Source organism: Mycobacterium sp. shizuoka-1 (genome assembly GCF_002723835.1).
Taxonomy (GTDB): domain Bacteria; phylum Actinomycetota; class Actinomycetes; order Mycobacteriales; family Mycobacteriaceae; genus Mycobacterium.
Map to the genome: position 1 here is coordinate 72,961 of NZ_BEWG01000057.1, position 18,647 is coordinate 91,607.

The following is an 18,647-nucleotide window of genomic DNA, read 5'->3' on the forward strand; positions in this document are numbered from 1 at the left end:
ATCAGATCCGGCCGCCGGGGAACATCGTCTTGACGGCCTGGGTCATGGTGGCGCGCGCGGTCGCATCGTCGACCGGTTGCAGCGAGGCCATCGCCATCACGAAGCGACGGTCGGTTCCGATCACCCCGGTGGTCATGTGCAGCCAGTTGCCGCCGTTCCAACAGCACATCCAACCCTGTTTGACGGCAACGGGTTCGGCGAACAACCCGTCGGGGATGCCGAACCGTTGCGGATAGCCGTCGATCCCGTTCGGGGTCGACATCGACAGGTCGCCGAGGATGACCGCGGCTTGATCGGCGGGCAGGCCGCCGGCACCGTCGAGCAGCATGTCGTAGTAGCGCACCAGATCGTTGGTGGTGCTCATGGTGTTCCACCAGTTGCCGTCATAGGGCGTGCTGGTCGACCGCAGTCCGTAGCGGGCGGTCACCCGGCTGACGATCGCACTGCCGCCGCTCTCGTCCCAGAAGACCTCGGCCGCGCTGTCGTCGGACGAGCGCAACATCACGTCGAAGGATTTCCGCTCGTCCGGGGTCAGCTGGCGTTGGCCCTTGGCCACCTGCAACAGCAGATCGTCGGCGATGAAGAGTTTGCTCACGGACGCGATCGGGAAGGGTGCGGTGTCGCCGCCGGTGACCGTCTGTCCGGTGTTGCGGTCCAGCACCGTGAAGCTGATGTCGGCGCCGTCCTGCGCCGCCTCGGACGCGGCTGCCTTGGCCCGCACATCGAGGCCGACCGTCGGGTCCGGGGGTGCCTCGGCCAGCGGCCCGAGGACAGGAGCTTGACCGATGGCGTTCGGATCGACCGAAAGCAGGCTCACCGGGCGGTTGGCACTGTCGCTGGGGCCGGCATTCACCTGCGCGGAGGATGCGGCGACCAGAACGCCGATCGCTGCCGCCGCGGTGCCGGTGACCAGCATCGACAGATGCCGTCGCATGACGATCTCCTCGAAAGTCTGGGGAAACGTGACCTGTGGGCTTGCCGCGACGTTGCCCGACCCAATTCAGGTTAGCCGTATCTTTTGTACACCGCGCGGTTAGCCAGCTGATACACGTCGGTGGCCGCGGCGGGTCGCGCGATTTCATTGCTCGCGGAGCATCTGGCACAATTGAGCAGTTGCCGCGCGGGCCGGACTCTTTTGCTTCCGCCTGCTGCGCCAAACACCACGTGCCCGAATCCATCGGCCCGGCTGCTGCCAGCGCGTTTGCGCAGGTGAGTGGGCTGCGCCGCGAACCGCAAGGAAGTGTCACCGATGAACACGCTGGACTTCGTCGACCAGGCGTCGCTGCGCGACGACATCCCGACCTTCAGCCCCGGGGACACCATCAATGTCCACGTGAAGGTCATCGAGGGCAACAAGCAGCGCGTGCAGGTCTTCAAGGGTGTCGTGCTGCGCCGGTCCGGCGGCGGCATCCGGGAGACCTTCACCGTGCGCAAGGAAAGCTACGGCGTCGGCGTCGAGCGCACCTTCCCGGTGCATTCGCCCAACATCGACCACATCGAGGTCGTCACCCGTGGTGACGTGCGGCGCGCCAAGCTGTACTACCTGCGTGAGCTGCGGGGCAAGAAGGCCAAGATCAAGGAGAAGCGCTGAGCTTCGACATGCGGCTTGGGCGAAGCGCAAGTGTGTGGGCCGCGCTGACGAGTCAGCTTGCCTGACTACGCTGACGACGTGACCGACAACACGGGCTCGGACGACTCCCCGCCGGAATCCGGCACCGCGACGGACGCTCCGGACGACACCACCACCACCGCCGACGACGCCCCCGCGCAGGACAGCTCTGCCGGTGATGCGGCCGAGGGCGAGAAGAAGCGCTCAGCGCTGCGCGAAGGCGCGATCCTGGTCGGCATCGCGCTGGTCCTCTACTACGTGATGCTGACGTTCATCGCGCGGCCGTACCTGATTCCCTCGGAATCGATGGAGCCCACCCTGCACGGGTGTGCCGGGTGCGTGGGCGACCGGATCATGGTGGACAAGATGACCTACCGGTTCGGTACCCCGAGCCCTGGTGACGTCGTCGTGTTCAAGGGTCCGCCGAACTGGAACGTCGGCTACAAGTCGATCCGGTCGGACAACGCGGCGATCCGGTTCGTCGAGAACGCCCTTTCGGTCGTCGGTTTCGTACCGCCGGACGAGAACGACCTGGTGAAGCGCGTCATCGCGGTCGGTGGCCAGACGGTGCAGTGCCGGGCCGACACCGGGCTGACCGTCGACGGCAAGCCGCTCAAGGAGCCGTACCTCAACGCGCAGACCATGAACGCCGACCCATTGGTGTACCCGTGCCTGGGCAACGAGTTCGGCCCGGTCAAGGTGCCCGACGGCCGGCTGTGGGTGATGGGCGACAACCGCACCCACTCGGCGGATTCGCGCGCACACTGCACCAGCACGCCCGAGGATGCCCAGCGGGGCATCCTGTGCACCGGCGACCCGATGGCCGGCACCGTCCCGGTGAGCAACGTCATCGGCAAGGCGCGGTTCATCGCCTGGCCGCCGTCTCGGTGGGGTGGTGTGTCCTCGGTCGACCCGCAGCAGGGCTGACCGTGCCGGCGATGACGTGGCCGCCGCGGACGGTGATCCGCAAGTCCTCGGGTCTGCGTACGCTCGAATCCGCGCTGTATCGCGGTGGTTTGGGACCGGTGGCCGGTGTCGACGAGGTGGGTCGCGGAGCCTGTGCCGGCCCGCTGGTGGTGGCGGCCTGCGTGCTGGGCCCGAATCGGTTCGAGAGCATGGCGGCCCTGGACGACTCCAAGAAACTGACCGAGAAAGCCCGCGAGGAGCTGTTCCCGCTGATCCGCCGCTACGCGCTGGCCTATCACGTGGTGTTCATCCCGGCCGCGGAGGTCGACCGGCGCGGTGTGCACGTGGCCAACATCGAGGGCATGCGACGGGCCGTGGCCGGCCTGTCCGTTCGCCCCGGCTATGTGCTGTCCGACGGCTTCCGGGTGCCGGGGCTGCCGATGCCGTCGCTGCCGGTGATCGGCGGGGACGCCGCGGCGGCGTGTATCGCCGCGGCCAGCGTGCTGGCCAAGGTCAGCCGGGACCGGCTGATGGTGGCGATGGACGATGACCATCCGGGATATGGGTTCGCCGAGCACAAGGGCTACAGCACACCGGCGCACAGCGCGGCCCTCAACCAGCGCGGGCCGTGCCGTGAACACCGGTTTTCCTACATCAATGTCCGGCGGGTGGCGGCGGTTGGTGGTACCGAGATGGTGGTCGAATGCCCACCACCGCAGCGCGAGGACCAGGTGTGAGTCAAGATGGATAACACTCCGATGAGACGACAAGAGGACCGCTGAGCGATGAGTGCCGAAGATCTCGAAAAGTACGAGACCGAGATGGAGCTCTCGCTCTACCGCGAATACAAGGACATCGTCGGGCAGTTCAGCTACGTGGTGGAGACCGAGCGGCGGTTCTACCTGGCCAACGGCGTGGAACTGGTTCCGCGCAACACCGACGGTGAGGTCTATTTCGAGCTGCGCCTCACCGATGCTTGGGTCTGGGACATGTACCGCCCGGCCCGGTTCGTCAAGCAGGTCCGGGTGATCACGTTCAAGGACGTCAACATCGAAGAGGTCGAGAAGCCCGAACTGCGGCTGCCGGAGTAGCTCAGCGCAGCGAGGCGTCGATGGCCGAGGCGGACAGGATCCGTTCCAGGACCAGCGCGGCGCTCCCGATGTTGCCCGCCTTGTCGCCGTAGGTGGACGGGACGACATGCAGGTGTCGGGTGGCCAGCGCAGTTGCATTGCCGTACAACGTTTCTCGTAGTCCGGCGACGAAGACGTCATAGGCCCCGGCCATGTCGCCGCCGACCACGAGGACCTCGGGGTTGAGCAGGTTCACCGCGGCGGCGATCACCTCTCCGACGTGCCGGCCGCTTTCGCGCAGCAGTCGGCGCACCTCACCGTCGCCGTGGTTGGCCAGTTCGACGACGTCGCGGATGTGGTTCACCGGGCGGCCCTGCTCCTGCAGCGTGCGCACCAGCGCCCAACCGCCGGCGATCGCCTCCAGGCAGCCGGTGTCGCCGCAGCGGCACGGGATGCCCGCGGCCGCGGCGGTCTTGTTGTGGCCGAATTCGCCCGCCGCGCCCAGTGCGCCGCGCTGTAGGACGCCGCCGGCCACGATGCCCGCCCCGAGCCCGGTGGACGCCTTGATCAGCAAGACGTCGTCGTGGACCTTCAGCGGGCTGCGGCGCTCGGAAAGGGCCAGGACGTTGGTGTCGTTGTCGAGGACGATGGGTGCCGAGGTCAGCTTGCGGAAGTAGGGCTCCAGCGGGACGCCGTCCCAGCCGCTCATCACCGGCGAGGCCAGGCTGCAGCCACGCTGCTGGTCGACGGTGCCGGGCAGGGACACGCCCACGCCGAGGACGTCGCGAGCGGTCCGGCCCGTTTCGTCGAGCAGCACCTCGAGCCGTTTGACGAGGTCGGGCATCAGATCGTCGGGCCCGATGCGGATCTCGGAGTCCATGTCGGACAGGGCGTCGATGTCGCCGGCGAGGTTGCAGACCGCGAGTCGGGTGCGGCTTCGGCCGATCGCCGCCGTCAGCACCATCCCGGCCTCGGCGTTGAACCGGACCAGCGCGGGCGGGCGGCCACCGGTGGATGGTCCTTCCTCACCTTCGGACACCAGCCCGCGGCGGCCCAGCGCGGCGATCCGGCTGCCGACCGCCGTCCGCGACAGTCCGGTGATTTCGCGGATCTCGGTGCGGGTGGTGGCCACCCCGTCGCGGATCAGGGCGAAAACCTCCCCGGCGGTAGCGGGGGCGGCAGAACGCCTGGTGACGGGCATCTTTCCATTGAACCAAGTTCTAACGAGCACGCATAGGGATGGAGATACCCATCACTTTTAACTTTTTCAGACGTAAGTCGCTTGGATGCGTGGTGAAAGTGGCGCTAGGGTCGGGGAAGGATCACGCGCTGCAATGCGGCAGCAACCGCCACCGCACAGAAAGTCGACAGCTCCTGTGACCGTCATTTCTCGGCCCGCCACGCCGGCGGCGTCGCCCGCCCTGTGCCCGACCAGAGCAGGGCTGGGCATCCTGGCCCTGGCGCTGGGCTCGTTCGGCATCGGCACCAACGAATTCGTCGCGATGGGGCTGCTGCCCGAGATCGCCGGCGGACTGCATATTTCCGAGCCGACCGCGGGCCACGTGATCTCTGCCTACGCGCTCGGCGTGGTGATCGGGGCCCCGGTCCTGGCCGCGCTGACCGCGAAGTTCAACCGCAAGATCGTGCTGATGAGCCTGATGGCGCTGTTCGCCATCGGCAACGTGGCGACCGTGGCAGCGCCCAACTATGCCGTCCTGATCGGGGCCCGCTTCCTGGCCGGTCTGCCGCACGGGGCGTTTTTCGGTGCCGCGGCGTTGGTGGCCGCGCAGCTGCTCGGCCCCGAGCGACGAGCCAAGGCCGTCGCGCAGGTGATGACCGGGCTGACGGTGGCGACGGTGATCGGGGTGCCACTGGCCTCATGGCTGGGGCAGGTGTTCGGCTGGCGGAGCGCGTTCGCCGTCGTCGTGGTGATCGGGGTCGCGACGCTGGTGGCGATCTGGACCTGGCTGCCGGACCTCGCAGCGGCCCGGATGACCAGTGCCCGAACCGAACTGGGCGCACTGCGGCGGCCGCAGGTGTGGCTGGCGCTGCTGATCGGCATGGTCGGCTTCGGTGGCATGTTCGCTGTGTACACCTACATCGCCACCACATTGACCGACGTCGCCGGGGTGTCACGATCGTGGGTTCCGTTGGGGCTGATGGTCTTCGGCATCGGGATGGTGGTCGGCAACTTCGCCGGCGGTCGGATGGCCGACCGCTCGGTGATCCGCGGACTGTATCTGTCGATGGCCTCGCTGGCGGTGGTGCTGGCGGTGTTCGTGGCCGCCGCGCACAACCCGTACACCGCGATGCTGCTGTTGTTCGGTATCGGAGCCAGCGGGGCGGCGATCGCGCCCGCCCTGCAGACCCGGTTGATGGACGTCGCGGCCGAGGCCCAGACGCTGGCCGCCGCGCTCAATCACTCCGCCCTCAACATCGCCAACGCGTCCGGGGCGTGGATCGGCGGGCTGGTGATCGCCGCGGGCTACGGCTACACCGCCCCGGCGGCGGCGGGCGCCGCACTGGCCGTCATCGGCTTGGTCATCCTGACCGCCTCGGTGGCGCTGCAGCGCCGTTCGCCGGTGGTGCCGGCATGATCCGCGCGGTGGCTGCGTTCGTCTTCCGGCGGCCCGGGCCGGGCGACGAAAGGACGGCTGATGACCGATCATGTGATCTTCCGCTACGACCCGCAGCGACAACCCGAGATCACCTACCGGGGTGTGCCGAGCGGGTGTAGCGGGGGTGCCAACACCATGACCGAGGCGCGGACGTCCTACCGGACGTGCCTGTCGGCCCGGCTGCATGTGGACCGGCGAGGGCTGCCGCCGGTCGTCGAGCACATCGAGGGCCGGGTGGGCGGCATGTGGGTTCGCACCAAGGTCGGTGCGGTGCATCGCGACGCGGCCAGCGACCGGATGCTGCTGCAGATCCTGCTGGGCGAACAGGTCGGGTTGCGCCGGGAAGTGGCCCGACTCGACGAGAGGGGAGCGCAACCCGTGGTCGTGCTCACCGAGCCGGACCATGATCTCGGGACGCTGCTGGATCAGATGTCGGCGTGGGACACGCTTGTGGTGGCGCATTCCGATGGGGCCGGTTCGGTGGCATGGGCCGGCCTATACGGGACAGAATCGCCTGTCGGCCAACATGTTCCGAACGTTGCCGACGACGACGAACTCCGTGCGACGCCGGTGGTGACGTTCACGCGGGCGAGCGCGGGCAGCGGCCGGGCGGTACGACGCCGGCCCGCCGCCGATCTGGCGTCATGACGATTGTGCTCGATGCCGGGATAGCAGCGCCGGCGTCGGGTAACACTGACTCAGACGATGTGGTCGAAGGGAGGACCGTGCGCGCGACCCCGCAGTGCTGGTTGACCGATATGGACGGTGTCCTGGTACGCGAGGAACATGCGCTGCCCGGGGCGGCGGAGTTCTTGGCCTGCCTGATCGACAAGCAGCGCCGGTTCCTGGTGCTGACCAACAACTCGATCTACACCCCGCGCGATCTGGCGGCCAGGCTGGCGCGCTCGGGACTCGACGTCCCCGAGTCGGCGATCTGGACGTCGGCACTGGCCACCGCGGCGTTCCTGCGCGACCAATTGCCGGGCGGGTCGGCGTATGTCATCGGCGAAGCCGGTCTGACCACCGCACTGCACGAGGCCGGCTACACGCTGACCGACACCGGCCCGGACTTCGTGGTGCTCGGGGAGACCCGCACCTATTCGTTCGAGGCGATCACCAAGGCGATCCGGCTGATCGGCAAGGGTGCGCGCTTCATCGCCACCAACCCCGATGTCACCGGACCGTCGGCGGAAGGGCCGCTGCCTGCGACCGGGTCGGTCGCGGCGATGATCACCAAGGCGACCGGCCGCGAACCGTATTTCGTCGGCAAGCCCAACCCGATGATGTTCCGCAGTGCGCTCAACCGGATCGAGGCGCACTCGGAGAGCACGGTGATGGTGGGCGACCGGATGGACACCGACGTGGTGGCGGGCATCGAGGCGGGGCTGGAGACGATTCTGGTGCTGACCGGGTCGACGACCGTCGAGGATGTGGAGCGCTATCCGTTTCGGCCGGCCCGGGTGCTGCCGTCGATCGCCGAGGCCATCGAACTGATCTGAGCACACCCTGGGGATGAGTGCGGATCTGGGGACAACTCCGCCTCGTGGTGGGCTTTTCCGCCGTCGCTGAGTCCCGGGTGTCGGTCGGATGCCCAAGGCTGCATTCCATGACGACGATGACGCGCAATCAGCTCGGCGCATGGGGCGAGCAACTGGCGGTCGACCATCTGACGGCACTGGGATTGCAGATCGTGGCGCGCAACTGGCGTTGCCGCTACGGCGAACTCGACGTGATCGCTGCCGCTCCCGACGGCGCCGTGGTGTTCGTGGAGGTCAAGACCCGCACCGGCGACGGGTTCGGCGGCTGGGAGCAGGCGGTCACCCCGGCCAAGGTGCGCCGCATCCGCCGGCTGGCCGGGATCTGGCTGGCCGGCCAGGACGGCGGCTGGTCGGCGATTCGCATCGACGTGATCGGGGTGCGCATCGGCCGGCAGCGCACCCCGGAACTCACCCATCTGCGCGGGGTCGGCTGATGGCGCTGGGACGGGCCTTCTCGGTCGCGGTGCGCGGCCTGGACGGCGAGATCGTCGAGATCGAAACCGACATCAGCTCGGGGCTGCCCGGGGTATACCTGGTCGGGCTGCCCGACGCCGCGTTGCGCGAATCCCGCGATCGGGTGCGGGCGGCAATCAGCAACTGCGGCAACGAATGGCCGCAGTCCCGGTTGACGCTGGCACTGTCGCCGGCGACGCTGCCCAAGACCGGCTCGCTGTACGACATCGCGATCGCGGCGGCGGTCTTGTCGGCCCGGCGAGACAGTTCGTGGGAGCGCCTGGAGAAGTCGGTGCTACTGGGGGAGTTGGCCCTCGACGGGCGGATCCGTCCGGTGCGCGGCGTGCTGCCCGCCGTGCTGGCCGCCAAGAAACAGGGCTGGCCCACCGCGGTGGTCCCGTCGGCGAACCTGGCTGAGGCGAGCCTGGTCGACGGGATCGAGGTCCTCGGGGTGGGGACGCTGCAGCAGTTGCAGGGCTGGCTCGACGGGAAGGTCGCACTCGACCCGCGGGTCGACTCGCCCGCGCCCCAGCCCGCGGCCGTCGCGGACCTGGCCGACGTGGTGGGCCAGACGCACGCCCGGTTCGCCGTCGAAGTCGCTGCCGCGGGCGCGCACCACCTGATGCTCACCGGACCGCCGGGAGTCGGTAAAACGATGCTGGCCCAACGTCTTCCGGGTTTGCTTCCCGACCTCACCGACAGTGAGGCATTGGAGGTCACGGCCGTCCATTCGGTCGTGGGTCTGCTCTCGGGGACCACTCCGCTGATCACCCGGCCGCCGTTCATCGCACCGCATCACTCATCGAGCGTGGCGGCCCTGGTCGGTGGCGGATCGGGCATGGCCCGCCCCGGTGCGGTCAGCCGGGCACACCGGGGTGTGCTCTTCCTCGACGAGTGCGCCGAAATCCGGGTCAGCGTCCTGGAATCCTTGCGAACACCACTGGAGGACGGCGAAATCCGGTTGGCCCGCCGTGACGGTGTGGCGTGCTACCCGGCCCGGTTCCAGCTCGTGATGGCAGCCAATCCGTGCGCGTGTGCGAAGACCGATCCCAAAGACTGCATCTGCACGGCCGTGGAGAAACGCCGCTACCTCGGGAAGTTGTCGGGACCGCTGATGGACCGGGTGGACCTGCGGGTGCAGATGCACACCGTGCGCGCCGGCGCGTTCACCCCCGATACGGCCGAACACACCGCCGCCGTGCGCGATCGGGTGGCCCGCGCACGCGCGGCGGCCGCCGAACGGTGGCGGCCCCACGGCTTCACCACCAACGCCGAGGTGACCGGCTCGCTGCTGCGCCGCAGGTTTCGGCTCGACGCCGCGGCGATGGCGCCACTGAAGACCGCTCTGGAACGCGGGGTGCTCAGCATCCGCGGCGTCGACCGGTCGCTGCGGGTGGCGTGGACGTTGGCCGATCTGGGCGGACGCACGATGCCCGGTGTCGACGACGTGGCGGTGGCGTTGAGTTTCCGGCAGGGAGCGGTGAAGTCATGAGCGCCGATGCCAGGATGCTGGCCTGGGCGTATCTGTCCCGGGTGGCGGAACCGCCCTGCGCGGAGATCGCCACCCTGGTCGCCGAGGTCGGCCCGGTGGAAGCGGCCCGTCGTGTCGTTGCCGGCGAGGTGAGCGCGGCGCTGGCCGACCGCACGGCCGCGCGGCGTGACATCCACTCCGCGCGTGCGGATCTGGATCTGCTGGAGCGGCGCGGCGGCCGGCTGATCACCCCCGATGACGACGAGTGGCCGACACTCGCGTTGGCGGCCTTCGGTGCAGCGGCGGTGCGCGAACGCCCGCAGGGCCGAGCACCGATCGTGCTGTGGGCAATCGGTCCCGCCCGGCTCGATGAGTGCACGGGGCGCGCCGCAGCGATCGTCGGAACTCGAGCCGCCTCGAGCTACGGCGAACATGTCGCGGCCGACATCGCCGCGGGACTGGCCGAGCACGAGGTCACCGTGGTCTCCGGTGGCGCCTACGGCATCGACGGCGTGGCGCATCGGGCGGCGCTGGCAGGCGAGGGGCAGACGGTGGCGGTGCTGGCCGGCGGTATCGACATCCTGTATCCGGCCGGGCACTCGTCGCTGCTGCACCGGATCAGCTGCTCGGGCCTGCTGCTGACCGAGTATCCACCCGGGGTGCGGCCGGCGCGGCACCGCTTCCTGACCCGCAACCGGCTGGTGGCCGCACTGGGCGCGGCCACGGTGGTGGTCGAGGCGGGGGTACGCAGCGGGGCCGCGAACACCGCGGCGTGGGCCAGGGCATTGGGCCGGGTGGTGTGCGCGGTTCCCGGCCCGGTGACCTCGGCGTCGTCGATGGGCTGTCACACCCTGTTGCGCGGCGGGGCCGAGCTGGTGACCCGCGCCGAGGACGTCGTCGAATTAGTCGGTCGCGCCGGCGAATTCGCTGACGAGCCGACTCGTCCGAGCGGGCCGCTCGACGGCCTGAGCGATGCCGAGAAGCAGGTCTACGAAGCGTTGCCCGCGCGTGGTGTGCGCAGCGCCGATGAGATCGCGGTGGCCTCCGGCCTACCGCCCACCGCCGTGCTCGGGCCGCTGGCGATGCTGGAGATCGCCGGCCTGGCCCGTCGGGAGGACGGCTGCTGGCGGCTGGTGCGCACGCCGGCCTGAGCCGACGTAGCCAGCCTGGGCGCGACACCGAAACGTATAGTCGAAAAGGTTGGCTAAGGATTCTCGTCGGGAGGCGATGTGGCGGGTCGACCGGTACACACATTTCAGGTCGTCAGCACCGAGCAGTTGGCGCCGCACATGGTGCGCGTCGTGCTCGGTGGTAGCGGGTTCGACACGTTCACCCCTGTCGAGTTCACCGACTCCTACGTGAAGTTCGTCTTCGTGCGCGACGACGTCGACGTGGCGTCGCTGCCGCATCCGCTCACCCTGGACAGCTTCGGTGCACTGCCCCCCGAGCAGCAGCCCACCGTGCGCACCTACACCGTGCGCCGGGTCGATCCCGAGGCCCGCCAGATCACTGTGGACTTCGTGGTGCACGGTGAGCACGGGGTGGCCGGGCCGTGGGCGGCGGCGGCGCAAGCGGGGGACACCATCTACCTGATGGGCCCCAGCGGTGCCTACTCGCCGGACCCCGCCGCCGACTGGCACCTGTTCGCCGGCGACGAGGCGGGCATCCCCGCGATCAGTGCGGCGCTGGAAGCGTTGCCGCCCAATGCGATCGGCAAGGTCTTCATCGAAGTTGCCGGGCCCGAGGACGAGATCGAACTGGCCGCACCGGAATCGGTCGACATCACCTGGATCTATCGCGGTGGGCGTGCCGACCTCGTCGGCGACGACCGGGCCGGCGATCACGCCCCACTGGTCGAGGCCGTCACCACCGCGCAGTGGCTGCCCGGCCAGGTCCAGGTGTTCATCCACGGCGAGGCCCAGGCCGTCATGCACAACCTGCGGCCCTACGTCCGCAAGGAACGCGGTGTCGACGCCAAGTGGGCGTCGATCTCCGGCTATTGGCGCCGCGGCCGCACCGAGGAGACCTTCCGGCAGTGGAAGCGCGAGCTGGCCGAGGCCGAAGCCAGGCAGAGTTAGGACTTGGCGAGCACCTCGGTGTCGTCGCCGGCCTCCGGCTCCCGACTGTCCTGCCGGGGTGAGAGCAGCCCCATCCGCTCGCTGTACGCCGGGCGCTGACGGACCCGCAGCGGCCACCAGAACCACGGCCCGAGGATCGCGGCGATCGACGGTGTCATCAGCGACCGCACGATCAGCGTGTCCAGCAACAACCCGATGCCGATGGTCATGCCACCCTGGCCGACGTTGAGCAGGTCGCCGGAGATCATGGAGCCCATCGTGAACGCGAACACCAGCCCGGCCGCCGTCACCACGGTGCCGGTGCTACCCATCGACCGGATGATGCCGGTGTTGATGCCCGCGCCGATCTCCTCCTTGAACCGTGACACCAGCAGCAGGTTGTAGTCGCTTCCGACGGCCATCAGGATGATCACCGCGAACGCCAGCACGATCCAGTTCAGCTCGATGCCCACGAGGCGCTCGAAGATGAACACCGACAGGCCGAACGCCGCACCCAGTGAGATCACCACCGTACCGACGATCACCATCGACGCCACCAGGGCGCGGGTGATGATCAGCATCACGATGAAGATCAGTGTCAGGGCGGCGAACGCCGCGATCATCGTGTCGTACTTCGCGCCCGCCTGCACGTCGCGATAGGTGGCTGCGGTGCCCGTCAGGTAGATGTCCGACCCGGCCAGCGAGGTGCCCTTGACCGCCTCGTGCGCAGCCGTCAGCTGATCGTCGACGACCGAGATGCCTTCTTCGGAAGCCGGATTCACATCATGGGTGACGATCAGCCGGGCGGCCTTGCCGTCCGGTGACAGGAACAGTTTGAGGCCCTTCTGGAAGTCGGGGTTGGCGAACACCTCCGGCGGCAGATAGAAGTAGTCGTCGCTCTTGGAGGCGTCGAATGCCTCACCCATCGCGGTCGCGGTGTCGGTCATCTGCTGCATCTGCGTGATGAGCCCGTCGAAACTGCTGTGGATGGTCTGCAGGGTGTTCTGCATCGTGGTGGCGGTCGCGATGATCGGGCCGAATTGCGCCACCATCTGCGGGGCCAGCGCGTCGATGTCGCCCATGCCGTTGACCATCTTGTCCATGCCGTCGACCATCGCGGTCATATCGGTCTGCAGCACGGCCATGTTGTCACTGAACGTGTTCACGCCGTCCATCGCGTCGAACGCCGACCGGATGCCCCAGCAGGCCGGGATGTTGAAACAGTGTTCGTCCCAGTAGAAGTAGTTGCGGAACGGCCGGACCTCGTCGTCGAAGTCGGCGATATGGTCCCGCATCTCGTCGAGGGTGGCCTTCATCGTGTTCATGTCGGCCACACTGCGGTGTGCGGACTCCACCATGCCGTCGGCCGAGCCGACCGTGGTGTGCATGGCGTCGGAGAACTTGACCATCAGCGCCTGCATCCGGGTCATCGACGCGATCATCGCACCCATGTCGTCACTCATCGTGCTGATGTCGCCCACCCGTTGCTTCAAGAACTGCAGGTTCTGGGTGATCGGCACCGAGGACATGCTGATCTGGTACGGAATGGAGCTGTGCGCGATGGGCGAACCCAGCGGACGGGTGATGCTCTGCACCATCGCGATGCCCTTGATCCGGAACAGTGCCTTGGCAATCCGGTCGAGCACGATCATGTCGGTGGGGTTGCGCATGTCGTGGTCGGACTCGATGGTCATGATGTCGGGGTTGAGTCGCGCTGTACTGAAGTGCTTTTCGGCTGCCGTGTAGCCGACGTTGGCGGGCACGTCGGCCGGGATGTAGCGCCGGTCGTCATAACTGGTCTTGTAACCGATCATCGCCAACAGGCCGAGCAGCACGACGCTGGTGGCTGCGGCGAGGATCGGCTTGGGCCAGCGGACCGTCGCCGTACCGACCTTGCGCCACCCCCTCGTCTTCATCATCCGCTTGGGATCCAGCAGTCCGAACCGGCTGCCCACCACCAGGATTGCCGGCGCAACGGTCATCGCGGCCGCGACGACGATGATCAGCGCCATGGCCGACGGGTAGGCCAGCGAGTTGAAGTAGGACAACCTGGTCAGGCGCAATGTCAGCATGGCGCCGGCGATCGTCAGGCCCGAACCGAGGATGACGTGTCCGACTCCGTGGAATGCGGTGTAGTAGGCAGATTCCGGGTCCTCGCCGTTCTGGCGGGCCTCGTGGTAGCGGCCGATCAGGAAGATCGCGTAGTCGGTCCCCGCGGCGATCGACAGAGCCGTCATCAGCGGAACCGAGAACGTCGAGAAGTCCATGATCCCGAGATGGCCGATCACCGCCACGGCTCCGCGCGCGGCACCCATCTCGATGCCGACGATTGCCAGGATCAGCAGCACGGTGCTCACCGAGCGGTACACCAAAGCCAGCATGATCGTGATGACGATCATCGTGACCACGGTCATCTTGATCATGCCGCGGTCGCTGGCCTCGAGTGAATCCGTGGTCAGCGGCGCCGGTCCGGTGACGTAAGCGTGCAGCCCTGCCGGCGGCGGAGTCTGGTCGATGATCGTGCGGACGGCGTCGACCGAATGGTTGCCCTCGGTGCTGCCCTGATCCCCTGCGAGGTTCAGTTGCACGTAGGCAGCCTTGCCGTCGCTGCTCTGCACACCCGCGGCGGTGATCATGTCGCCCCAGAAGTCGTGGACATGCTCCACGTGCTTCTTGTCGGCGTTGAACTTGCCGATCAAGGTGTCGTAATAGCGGTGTGCGGCCTCGCCGAGCGGTTGGTCGCCGACCAGCACGACCATGGCGATGCTGTCGGAGGAGGATTCGCCGAACTTCTGTCCCATTCGCTTGGCAGCGATCACCGACGGGGCGTCCTGGGGAGACATCGACACCGCGTTGGCCATGCCGACCTTTTCGACCTGGGGGACAAGCAGATTCACCGCCGCGGTGAAGGCCACCCAGGCCAGGATGATCGGGATCGCCAGCGCCCGAATGGTGCGGGGTAGGCGGGTGCGGGTGCCGTGCGCGCTCATGCGGCTTTGTCCAGACAGAAGGCCTGGGCGTCACGGCCTTCGGCGAAGTCCTCGGCGACCAGTTTGTCGTCGACGAGGATGCGGCAGCCCAGGGCGGCGGTGTCGCCCTGGGCGACCACGTTGGCCAGCACCCCGGGGTCGGTGGTGCTCACGGTGACCGACCACGGCAGTGTGGTGAAGCCCGCCTCGATGGTTTTGCCGTTGACGTCGAGGTAGCTGACCCGACCGGTTGCATCTGCGGGACCGACGATCTCGTAGGTCACCCGTTTGGTGTTGATCGGCTTGATGGCGTCCGCAGGCATCGGCGCGGCGATGTAGGGCTTGTCGGAGTCGAAGAAGGTCCGCAGCCGGCTGACCACACCGATCGATGCCACCAAGGCGACCACGATCACCGCGGCCACCCAGAACCGTTTCAGCAAGCCGGACATTGGCGGCATCTCCCTCTCGTGTGAGCGGATTCGGACCGCAGCGCGCGGTTTCGTCCACTCAGTAATACCATAGGGGGTATGGTATACAGGAAGGGTGGGAACCTCAAAAGTCGACGTCGTGGACGTTGAGAATCAACAGCCGCGCTGCGATGCCGCAGTCGCGGCAACCTTGAACCGGCTGCGCCGTGTGCACGGCCAGCTTGGCGGCGTGATCGGGATGATCGAAGACGGCCGCGGATGCAAAGATGTCGTCACCCAGCTCGCGGCGGTGTCAAAAGCCTTGAACCGCGCGGGCTTCACGATCATCGCCACCGGCCTGCGCGAGTGCATCGACCCGTCGGACGACGCCGGCTCGGCGACTCAGAAGCTGACCATCGACGAGCTGGAGAGATTGTTCTTGAGCCTGGCCTGATGCCGAGCTCCGTTGGAAAGGAAGAGACGCATGTGTCGAGCGGTGAACTGTCGGGTGTGCGGCAAGACGACGTGGGCGGGCTGCGGTATGCACGTCGACGCCGTGCGCCGCAGCGTGCCCGCCGGGCAATGGTGTGGGGGGCACGCCGCCAGCGAGATGCCACCCTCACGCTGGAATCCGTTCCGGCGCAGGAAGTAACCATGGCCATGGTGCGACGCGGCGCCGCCCTGCTGCGGAGTGTGGCGGTCGTTCTGGCGGCGGCGGCGATGCTGTCGGCGGGCTCCGCCGTCGCCGCGGCCGATGCCACCGACGACTATCCGATTCCGCAGCGCATCCTGCGGACCTCCTGCACGCCCGAGCAGATCATGGCCGCAGCGCGCGACGTGCGGCCGGTGTACTACGAGCGCTACCTGATCGACTACGCCAACAAGCCCGCCGACCTGCAGCAGGCGGTGCGGGATCGCATCCACTGGTTCTTCGCCCTGGATTACGCCGGCCGCCGACAGTACGCGCACGACACCGCCACCAACGCCTTCTACGAACCGTTGTCCTGGCAGTGGCCGAACTGGGCCAAGCTGTTCTTCAACAACAAGGGCGTCGCGGCCCGATCCACCGATGTGTGCGCCCGGTATCCGGCCGACGACCAATCCGTCTGGAGCTGGTAACAGCCAGGACACGGCCCCGTGTCGGTCGGCCGCGGTCCGGCAGACCGATGGGAACGTGGCGGGGTGCACGATCCCGGCGACTACGCGGCGATCCTCGACGACTACGCCGAGCATCTGGCGCTGGAGCGGGCCCGTTCCGAGCACACCCGCCGGGCCTATCTGACCGACCTGCGCTCGCTGTTCGCCTTCCTCGACGAGCGCGCACCCGGTGCCGGGCTGGCGGGTCTGACCCTGCCGGTCCTGCGGTCGTGGCTGGCCGCGCAGTCGGCCGCCGGGGCAGCGCGTACGACCCTGGCCCGGCGCACCTCGGCGGTCAAGACATTCACTGCCTGGGCGGTCCGCCGCGGCCTGCTCTCCGACGATCCGGCGGCTCGCCTGCAGCTGCCCAAAGCCCGCCGCACACTGCCCGCGGTGCTGCGTCAGGACCAGGCGCTTGCCGCGCTGGCCGCCGCCGATCTCGGCGCCGAAGAGGGTGATCCGCTGGCTCTGCGCGACCGGCTGATCGTCGAACTGCTCTACGCCACCGGGATCCGGGTCAGCGAGCTGTGCGGCCTGGACGTCGACGACGTCGACACCGGCCGCCGGCTGCTGCGGGTGCTCGGCAAGGGCAACAAGCAGCGCACGGTTCCGTTCGGAGCGCCCGCGCTGGCCGCGCTGACGGCCTGGCTGCGCGCCGGCCGGCCCGCTCTGGCCACCCCCGACTCCGGGCCCGCTCTGCTGCTGGGCCCCCGCGGCCGCCGGCTGGACCCGCGGCAGGCCCGCACTGTCGTGCACCAGACCGTGTCGGCTGTCGACGGGGCGCCCGACATCGGTCCGCACGGCCTGCGGCACAGCGCGGCAACCCATCTGCTGGAAGGCGGCGCCGACCTGCGCATCGTTCAGGAGATCCTGGGCCACTCGTCGCTGGCCACCACGCAGCTCTACACCCACGTGACCGTGGCGCGGCTACGGGCAGTGCATGATCAGGCCCACCCGCGGGCCTGATTCGGCGAAAATCTAGGTGCCGCAGAAGGTTTGAAAGCAACGCCCGAAGTCGTCCGGGGCGGGTTCGGCATACCGCCGCAAGCCCGGCCGCTCGTCATACGGCGAACTGACCACACCGAGCAACCGGTCGAAGGGTTCCAGATCGCCGGTCGTCGCGGCCGCCAACGCTTCCTCGACGAGGTGATTGCGCGGAATGTAGACGGGATTGATCCGCTGCATCGCCTCGACGTCCGGATCCAGGCTGCGCCAGCGGGCAACCCACGCCTCGAACGCCGGTCCGGCGTCGTCGCGCGCGAGCCGCCGGAAGAACGACGTGTAGTCGGCGCGCTCGCTGTCGAGCAGTTCGGGCAGCTCGTCGACGAGATCGGCAGCGGCCTCGTCGGCCGCGCCTGCCAGCCCGAGTTTGCGCCGCATGCCCGCCGACCATGCCGCCGTGTAGAGCTGGCCGAACTCCTGCACCGCGGCGGTCGCCGACTCCACGGCCCGCTCCTGGTCGCCGTCGATCAGCGGGAGCAAGGTCTCGGCGAAGCGCGCAAGGTTCCACGCGGCCACCGGCGGCTGGTTGCCAAAGGCGTAGCGGCCCCACGAATCAATCGAGCTGAACACCGTCTTCGGGTCGAAGGCGTCCATGAAGGCGCACGGCCCGTAGTCGATCGTCTCGCCCGAGATCGTCATGTTGTCGGTGTTCATCACGCCATGGATGAACCCGACCAGCATCCACTGCGCGACCAGGTTCGCCTGGGCGGCCACCACGGCATGGAGCAGCGCCAGATACGGATTGTCCGCCTGTGCGGCCGCCGGGTAGTGCCGGTTGATCGCGTGGTCGGCGAGGCGGCGCAGCAGCGCGAGGTCGCCTGCGGCGGCAACGTATTGGAAGCTGCCCACGCGCAGGTGGCTCGCTGCGACCCGGGCCAGTACGGCGCCGTCCAGCAGCGACTCGCGCTGCACGGGGCGGCCGGTCGCGGTGACCGCGAGCGCACGGGTGGTCGGAATACCCAGCGCGTGCATCGCTTCGCTGACGAGGTATTCGCGCAACATCGGGCCGACGGCCGCCAGCCCGTCACCGCCACGGGCGAACGGCGTCCGTCCCGAACCCTTCAGGTGGAGGTCGCGCAGATTCTGCTGCGGGTCGACCAGCTCGCCGAGCAGCAGGGCGCGGCCGTCGCCGAGTCGGGGGACCCAGCCACCGAACTGGTGGCCGGCATAGCCCTGCGCGACCGGTTGCGCGTGCGCCGGCAGCAGCGTGCCGGTGAGCAGACCGATCCCGTCGGGGTCGCGCAGCCACTCGGGATCGAGGCCCAGCTCGGTGGCCAGCGGCTCGTTGAGTACCAGCAGCCGGGGATCGGGAGTCGGTTCGGCCTGCCAGCGCACCGCGAGTTCGGGCAGCTCGGCGGCGAATCGATGGCCGAGCGCGACGGTGGGGCCGGGCGCGATGCTCATTGGTGT

Annotated in this window: 19 protein-coding genes; 14 read left to right on the forward strand and 5 right to left on the reverse strand. The window is 68.4% G+C overall.

From position 1 onward, the window contains the following. Position 1: 1 nt before the first annotated feature. Positions 2-934, reverse strand: a complete 933-nt coding sequence (locus tag MSZK_RS17140) for a hypothetical protein (protein WP_099249886.1) — start codon at positions 932-934, stop codon at positions 2-4. A 315-nt stretch (positions 935-1,249) separates the two neighbouring features. On the opposite strand from MSZK_RS17140, the gene rplS reads away from it, so the two are divergent. From rplS to MSZK_RS17160, 4 genes are all read left to right on the forward strand, one after another. After that, positions 1,250-1,591 carry a 50S ribosomal protein L19 gene (rplS, locus tag MSZK_RS17145; protein WP_099249989.1) on the forward strand — a complete coding sequence of 114 codons (342 nt, stop codon included), beginning with the start codon at positions 1,250-1,252 and terminating at the stop codon, positions 1,589-1,591. A 78-nt stretch (positions 1,592-1,669) separates the two neighbouring features. Further along, positions 1,670-2,536 (forward strand): signal peptidase I, encoded by an 867-nt coding sequence (gene lepB, locus MSZK_RS17150; RefSeq protein WP_099249888.1) that lies wholly within the window; start codon positions 1,670-1,672, stop codon positions 2,534-2,536. An 11-nt stretch (positions 2,537-2,547) separates the two neighbouring features. After that, positions 2,548-3,252 (forward strand): ribonuclease HII, encoded by a 705-nt coding sequence (locus MSZK_RS17155; protein ID WP_199203373.1) that lies wholly within the window; start codon positions 2,548-2,550, stop codon positions 3,250-3,252. 48 nt (positions 3,253-3,300) lie between these two features. Then, positions 3,301-3,606, forward strand: coding sequence for a DUF2469 domain-containing protein (locus MSZK_RS17160; RefSeq protein WP_099249891.1), 306 nt, complete (start codon positions 3,301-3,303; stop codon positions 3,604-3,606). A gap of 1 nt (position 3,607) precedes the next feature. Here the strand turns inward: MSZK_RS17160 and MSZK_RS17165 are convergent, their stop codons facing one another. Beyond that, complete coding sequence (locus MSZK_RS17165; RefSeq protein ID WP_099249892.1) at positions 3,608-4,786, reverse strand: ROK family protein; 1,179 nt, start codon at positions 4,784-4,786, stop codon at positions 3,608-3,610. Positions 4,787-4,961: 175 nt separating this feature from the next. Here MSZK_RS17165 and MSZK_RS17170 point away from each other — a divergent pair, with 175 nt between their 5' ends. From MSZK_RS17170 to MSZK_RS17200, 7 genes are all read left to right on the forward strand, one after another. Continuing rightward, positions 4,962-6,182 (forward strand): MFS transporter, encoded by a 1,221-nt coding sequence (locus tag MSZK_RS17170; RefSeq protein WP_099249893.1) that lies wholly within the window; start codon positions 4,962-4,964, stop codon positions 6,180-6,182. A 60-nt stretch (positions 6,183-6,242) separates the two neighbouring features. Then, on the forward strand, positions 6,243-6,851 hold the full coding sequence (locus MSZK_RS17175; protein ID WP_099249894.1) for a hypothetical protein: 609 nt from the start codon (positions 6,243-6,245) through the stop codon (positions 6,849-6,851). Positions 6,852-6,928: 77 nt separating this feature from the next. Then, on the forward strand, positions 6,929-7,702 hold the full coding sequence (locus MSZK_RS17180; RefSeq protein WP_099249895.1) for an HAD-IIA family hydrolase: 774 nt from the start codon (positions 6,929-6,931) through the stop codon (positions 7,700-7,702). Between the two features lie 107 nt (positions 7,703-7,809). Next, positions 7,810-8,175 (forward strand): YraN family protein, encoded by a 366-nt coding sequence (locus MSZK_RS17185; RefSeq protein WP_099249896.1) that lies wholly within the window; start codon positions 7,810-7,812, stop codon positions 8,173-8,175. Beyond that, positions 8,175-9,686: a YifB family Mg chelatase-like AAA ATPase gene (locus MSZK_RS17190; protein ID WP_099249897.1), complete on the forward strand. Its 1,512-nt coding sequence runs from the start codon at positions 8,175-8,177 to the stop codon at positions 9,684-9,686. The genes MSZK_RS17185 and MSZK_RS17190 overlap by 1 nt, the downstream gene beginning before the upstream one ends. Next, on the forward strand, positions 9,683-10,816 hold the full coding sequence (dprA, locus tag MSZK_RS17195; protein ID WP_099249898.1) for a DNA-processing protein DprA: 1,134 nt from the start codon (positions 9,683-9,685) through the stop codon (positions 10,814-10,816). The genes MSZK_RS17190 and dprA overlap by 4 nt, the downstream gene beginning before the upstream one ends. A 78-nt stretch (positions 10,817-10,894) precedes the next feature. After that, the gene (locus MSZK_RS17200; RefSeq protein ID WP_099249899.1) at positions 10,895-11,743 is read left to right on the forward strand and encodes a siderophore-interacting protein; all 849 of its coding nucleotides are present in this window, start codon (positions 10,895-10,897) and stop codon (positions 11,741-11,743) included. Here MSZK_RS17200 and MSZK_RS17205 read toward each other — a convergent pair. Then, positions 11,740-14,712, reverse strand: a complete 2,973-nt coding sequence (locus MSZK_RS17205) for an RND family transporter (protein ID WP_099249900.1) — start codon at positions 14,710-14,712, stop codon at positions 11,740-11,742. The genes MSZK_RS17200 and MSZK_RS17205 overlap by 4 nt on opposite strands. Beyond that, entirely contained in the window at positions 14,709-15,140 is a 432-nt protein-coding gene (locus tag MSZK_RS17210) for an MmpS family transport accessory protein (RefSeq protein WP_233211357.1), read from the reverse strand. The genes MSZK_RS17205 and MSZK_RS17210 overlap by 4 nt, the downstream gene beginning before the upstream one ends. 118 nt (positions 15,141-15,258) lie before the next feature. Here MSZK_RS17210 and MSZK_RS17215 point away from each other — a divergent pair, with 118 nt between their 5' ends. The 3 genes from MSZK_RS17215 (at position 15,259) to MSZK_RS17230 (ending at position 17,201) form a co-directional block, all read left to right on the forward strand. Continuing rightward, positions 15,259-15,552: a metal-sensitive transcriptional regulator gene (locus MSZK_RS17215; protein WP_099249902.1), complete on the forward strand. Its 294-nt coding sequence runs from the start codon at positions 15,259-15,261 to the stop codon at positions 15,550-15,552. 266 nt (positions 15,553-15,818) lie between these two features. Further along, positions 15,819-16,217, forward strand: coding sequence for a DUF5078 domain-containing protein (locus tag MSZK_RS17225; protein WP_233211365.1), 399 nt, complete (start codon positions 15,819-15,821; stop codon positions 16,215-16,217). Between the two features lie 63 nt (positions 16,218-16,280). Next, the gene (locus MSZK_RS17230; protein WP_099249904.1) at positions 16,281-17,201 is read left to right on the forward strand and encodes a tyrosine recombinase XerC; all 921 of its coding nucleotides are present in this window, start codon (positions 16,281-16,283) and stop codon (positions 17,199-17,201) included. Between the two features lie 12 nt (positions 17,202-17,213). Here MSZK_RS17230 and MSZK_RS17235 read toward each other — a convergent pair whose 3' ends face one another. After that, on the reverse strand, positions 17,214-18,641 hold the full coding sequence (locus tag MSZK_RS17235; RefSeq protein WP_099249905.1) for a YdiU family protein: 1,428 nt from the start codon (positions 18,639-18,641) through the stop codon (positions 17,214-17,216). Positions 18,642-18,647: the final 6 nt, after the last annotated feature.

Excerpts from the sequence above, each read along its gene's own strand:
- MSZK_RS17140 (WP_099249886.1), bottom strand. The coding sequence starts at position 934 with ATGCGACGGCATCTGTCGATGCTGGTCACCGGCACCGCGGCGGCAGCG.
- rplS (WP_099249989.1), top strand. The coding sequence starts at position 1,250 with ATGAACACGCTGGACTTCGTCGACCAGGCGTCGCTGCGCGACGACATC.
- MSZK_RS17155 (WP_199203373.1), top strand. The coding sequence starts at position 2,548 with ATGACGTGGCCGCCGCGGACGGTGATCCGCAAGTCCTCGGGTCTGCGT.
- MSZK_RS17160 (WP_099249891.1), top strand. The coding sequence starts at position 3,301 with ATGAGTGCCGAAGATCTCGAAAAGTACGAGACCGAGATGGAGCTCTCG.
- MSZK_RS17165 (WP_099249892.1), bottom strand. The coding sequence starts at position 4,786 with ATGCCCGTCACCAGGCGTTCTGCCGCCCCCGCTACCGCCGGGGAGGTT.
- MSZK_RS17175 (WP_099249894.1), top strand. The coding sequence starts at position 6,243 with ATGACCGATCATGTGATCTTCCGCTACGACCCGCAGCGACAACCCGAG.
- MSZK_RS17185 (WP_099249896.1), top strand. The coding sequence starts at position 7,810 with ATGACGACGATGACGCGCAATCAGCTCGGCGCATGGGGCGAGCAACTG.
- MSZK_RS17190 (WP_099249897.1), top strand. The coding sequence starts at position 8,175 with ATGGCGCTGGGACGGGCCTTCTCGGTCGCGGTGCGCGGCCTGGACGGC.
- dprA (WP_099249898.1), top strand. The coding sequence starts at position 9,683 with ATGAGCGCCGATGCCAGGATGCTGGCCTGGGCGTATCTGTCCCGGGTG.
- MSZK_RS17205 (WP_099249900.1), bottom strand. The coding sequence starts at position 14,712 with ATGAGCGCGCACGGCACCCGCACCCGCCTACCCCGCACCATTCGGGCG.
- MSZK_RS17210 (WP_233211357.1), bottom strand. The coding sequence starts at position 15,140 with ATGTCCGGCTTGCTGAAACGGTTCTGGGTGGCCGCGGTGATCGTGGTC.
- MSZK_RS17225 (WP_233211365.1), top strand. The coding sequence starts at position 15,819 with ATGCTGTCGGCGGGCTCCGCCGTCGCCGCGGCCGATGCCACCGACGAC.
- MSZK_RS17235 (WP_099249905.1), bottom strand. The coding sequence starts at position 18,641 with ATGAGCATCGCGCCCGGCCCCACCGTCGCGCTCGGCCATCGATTCGCC.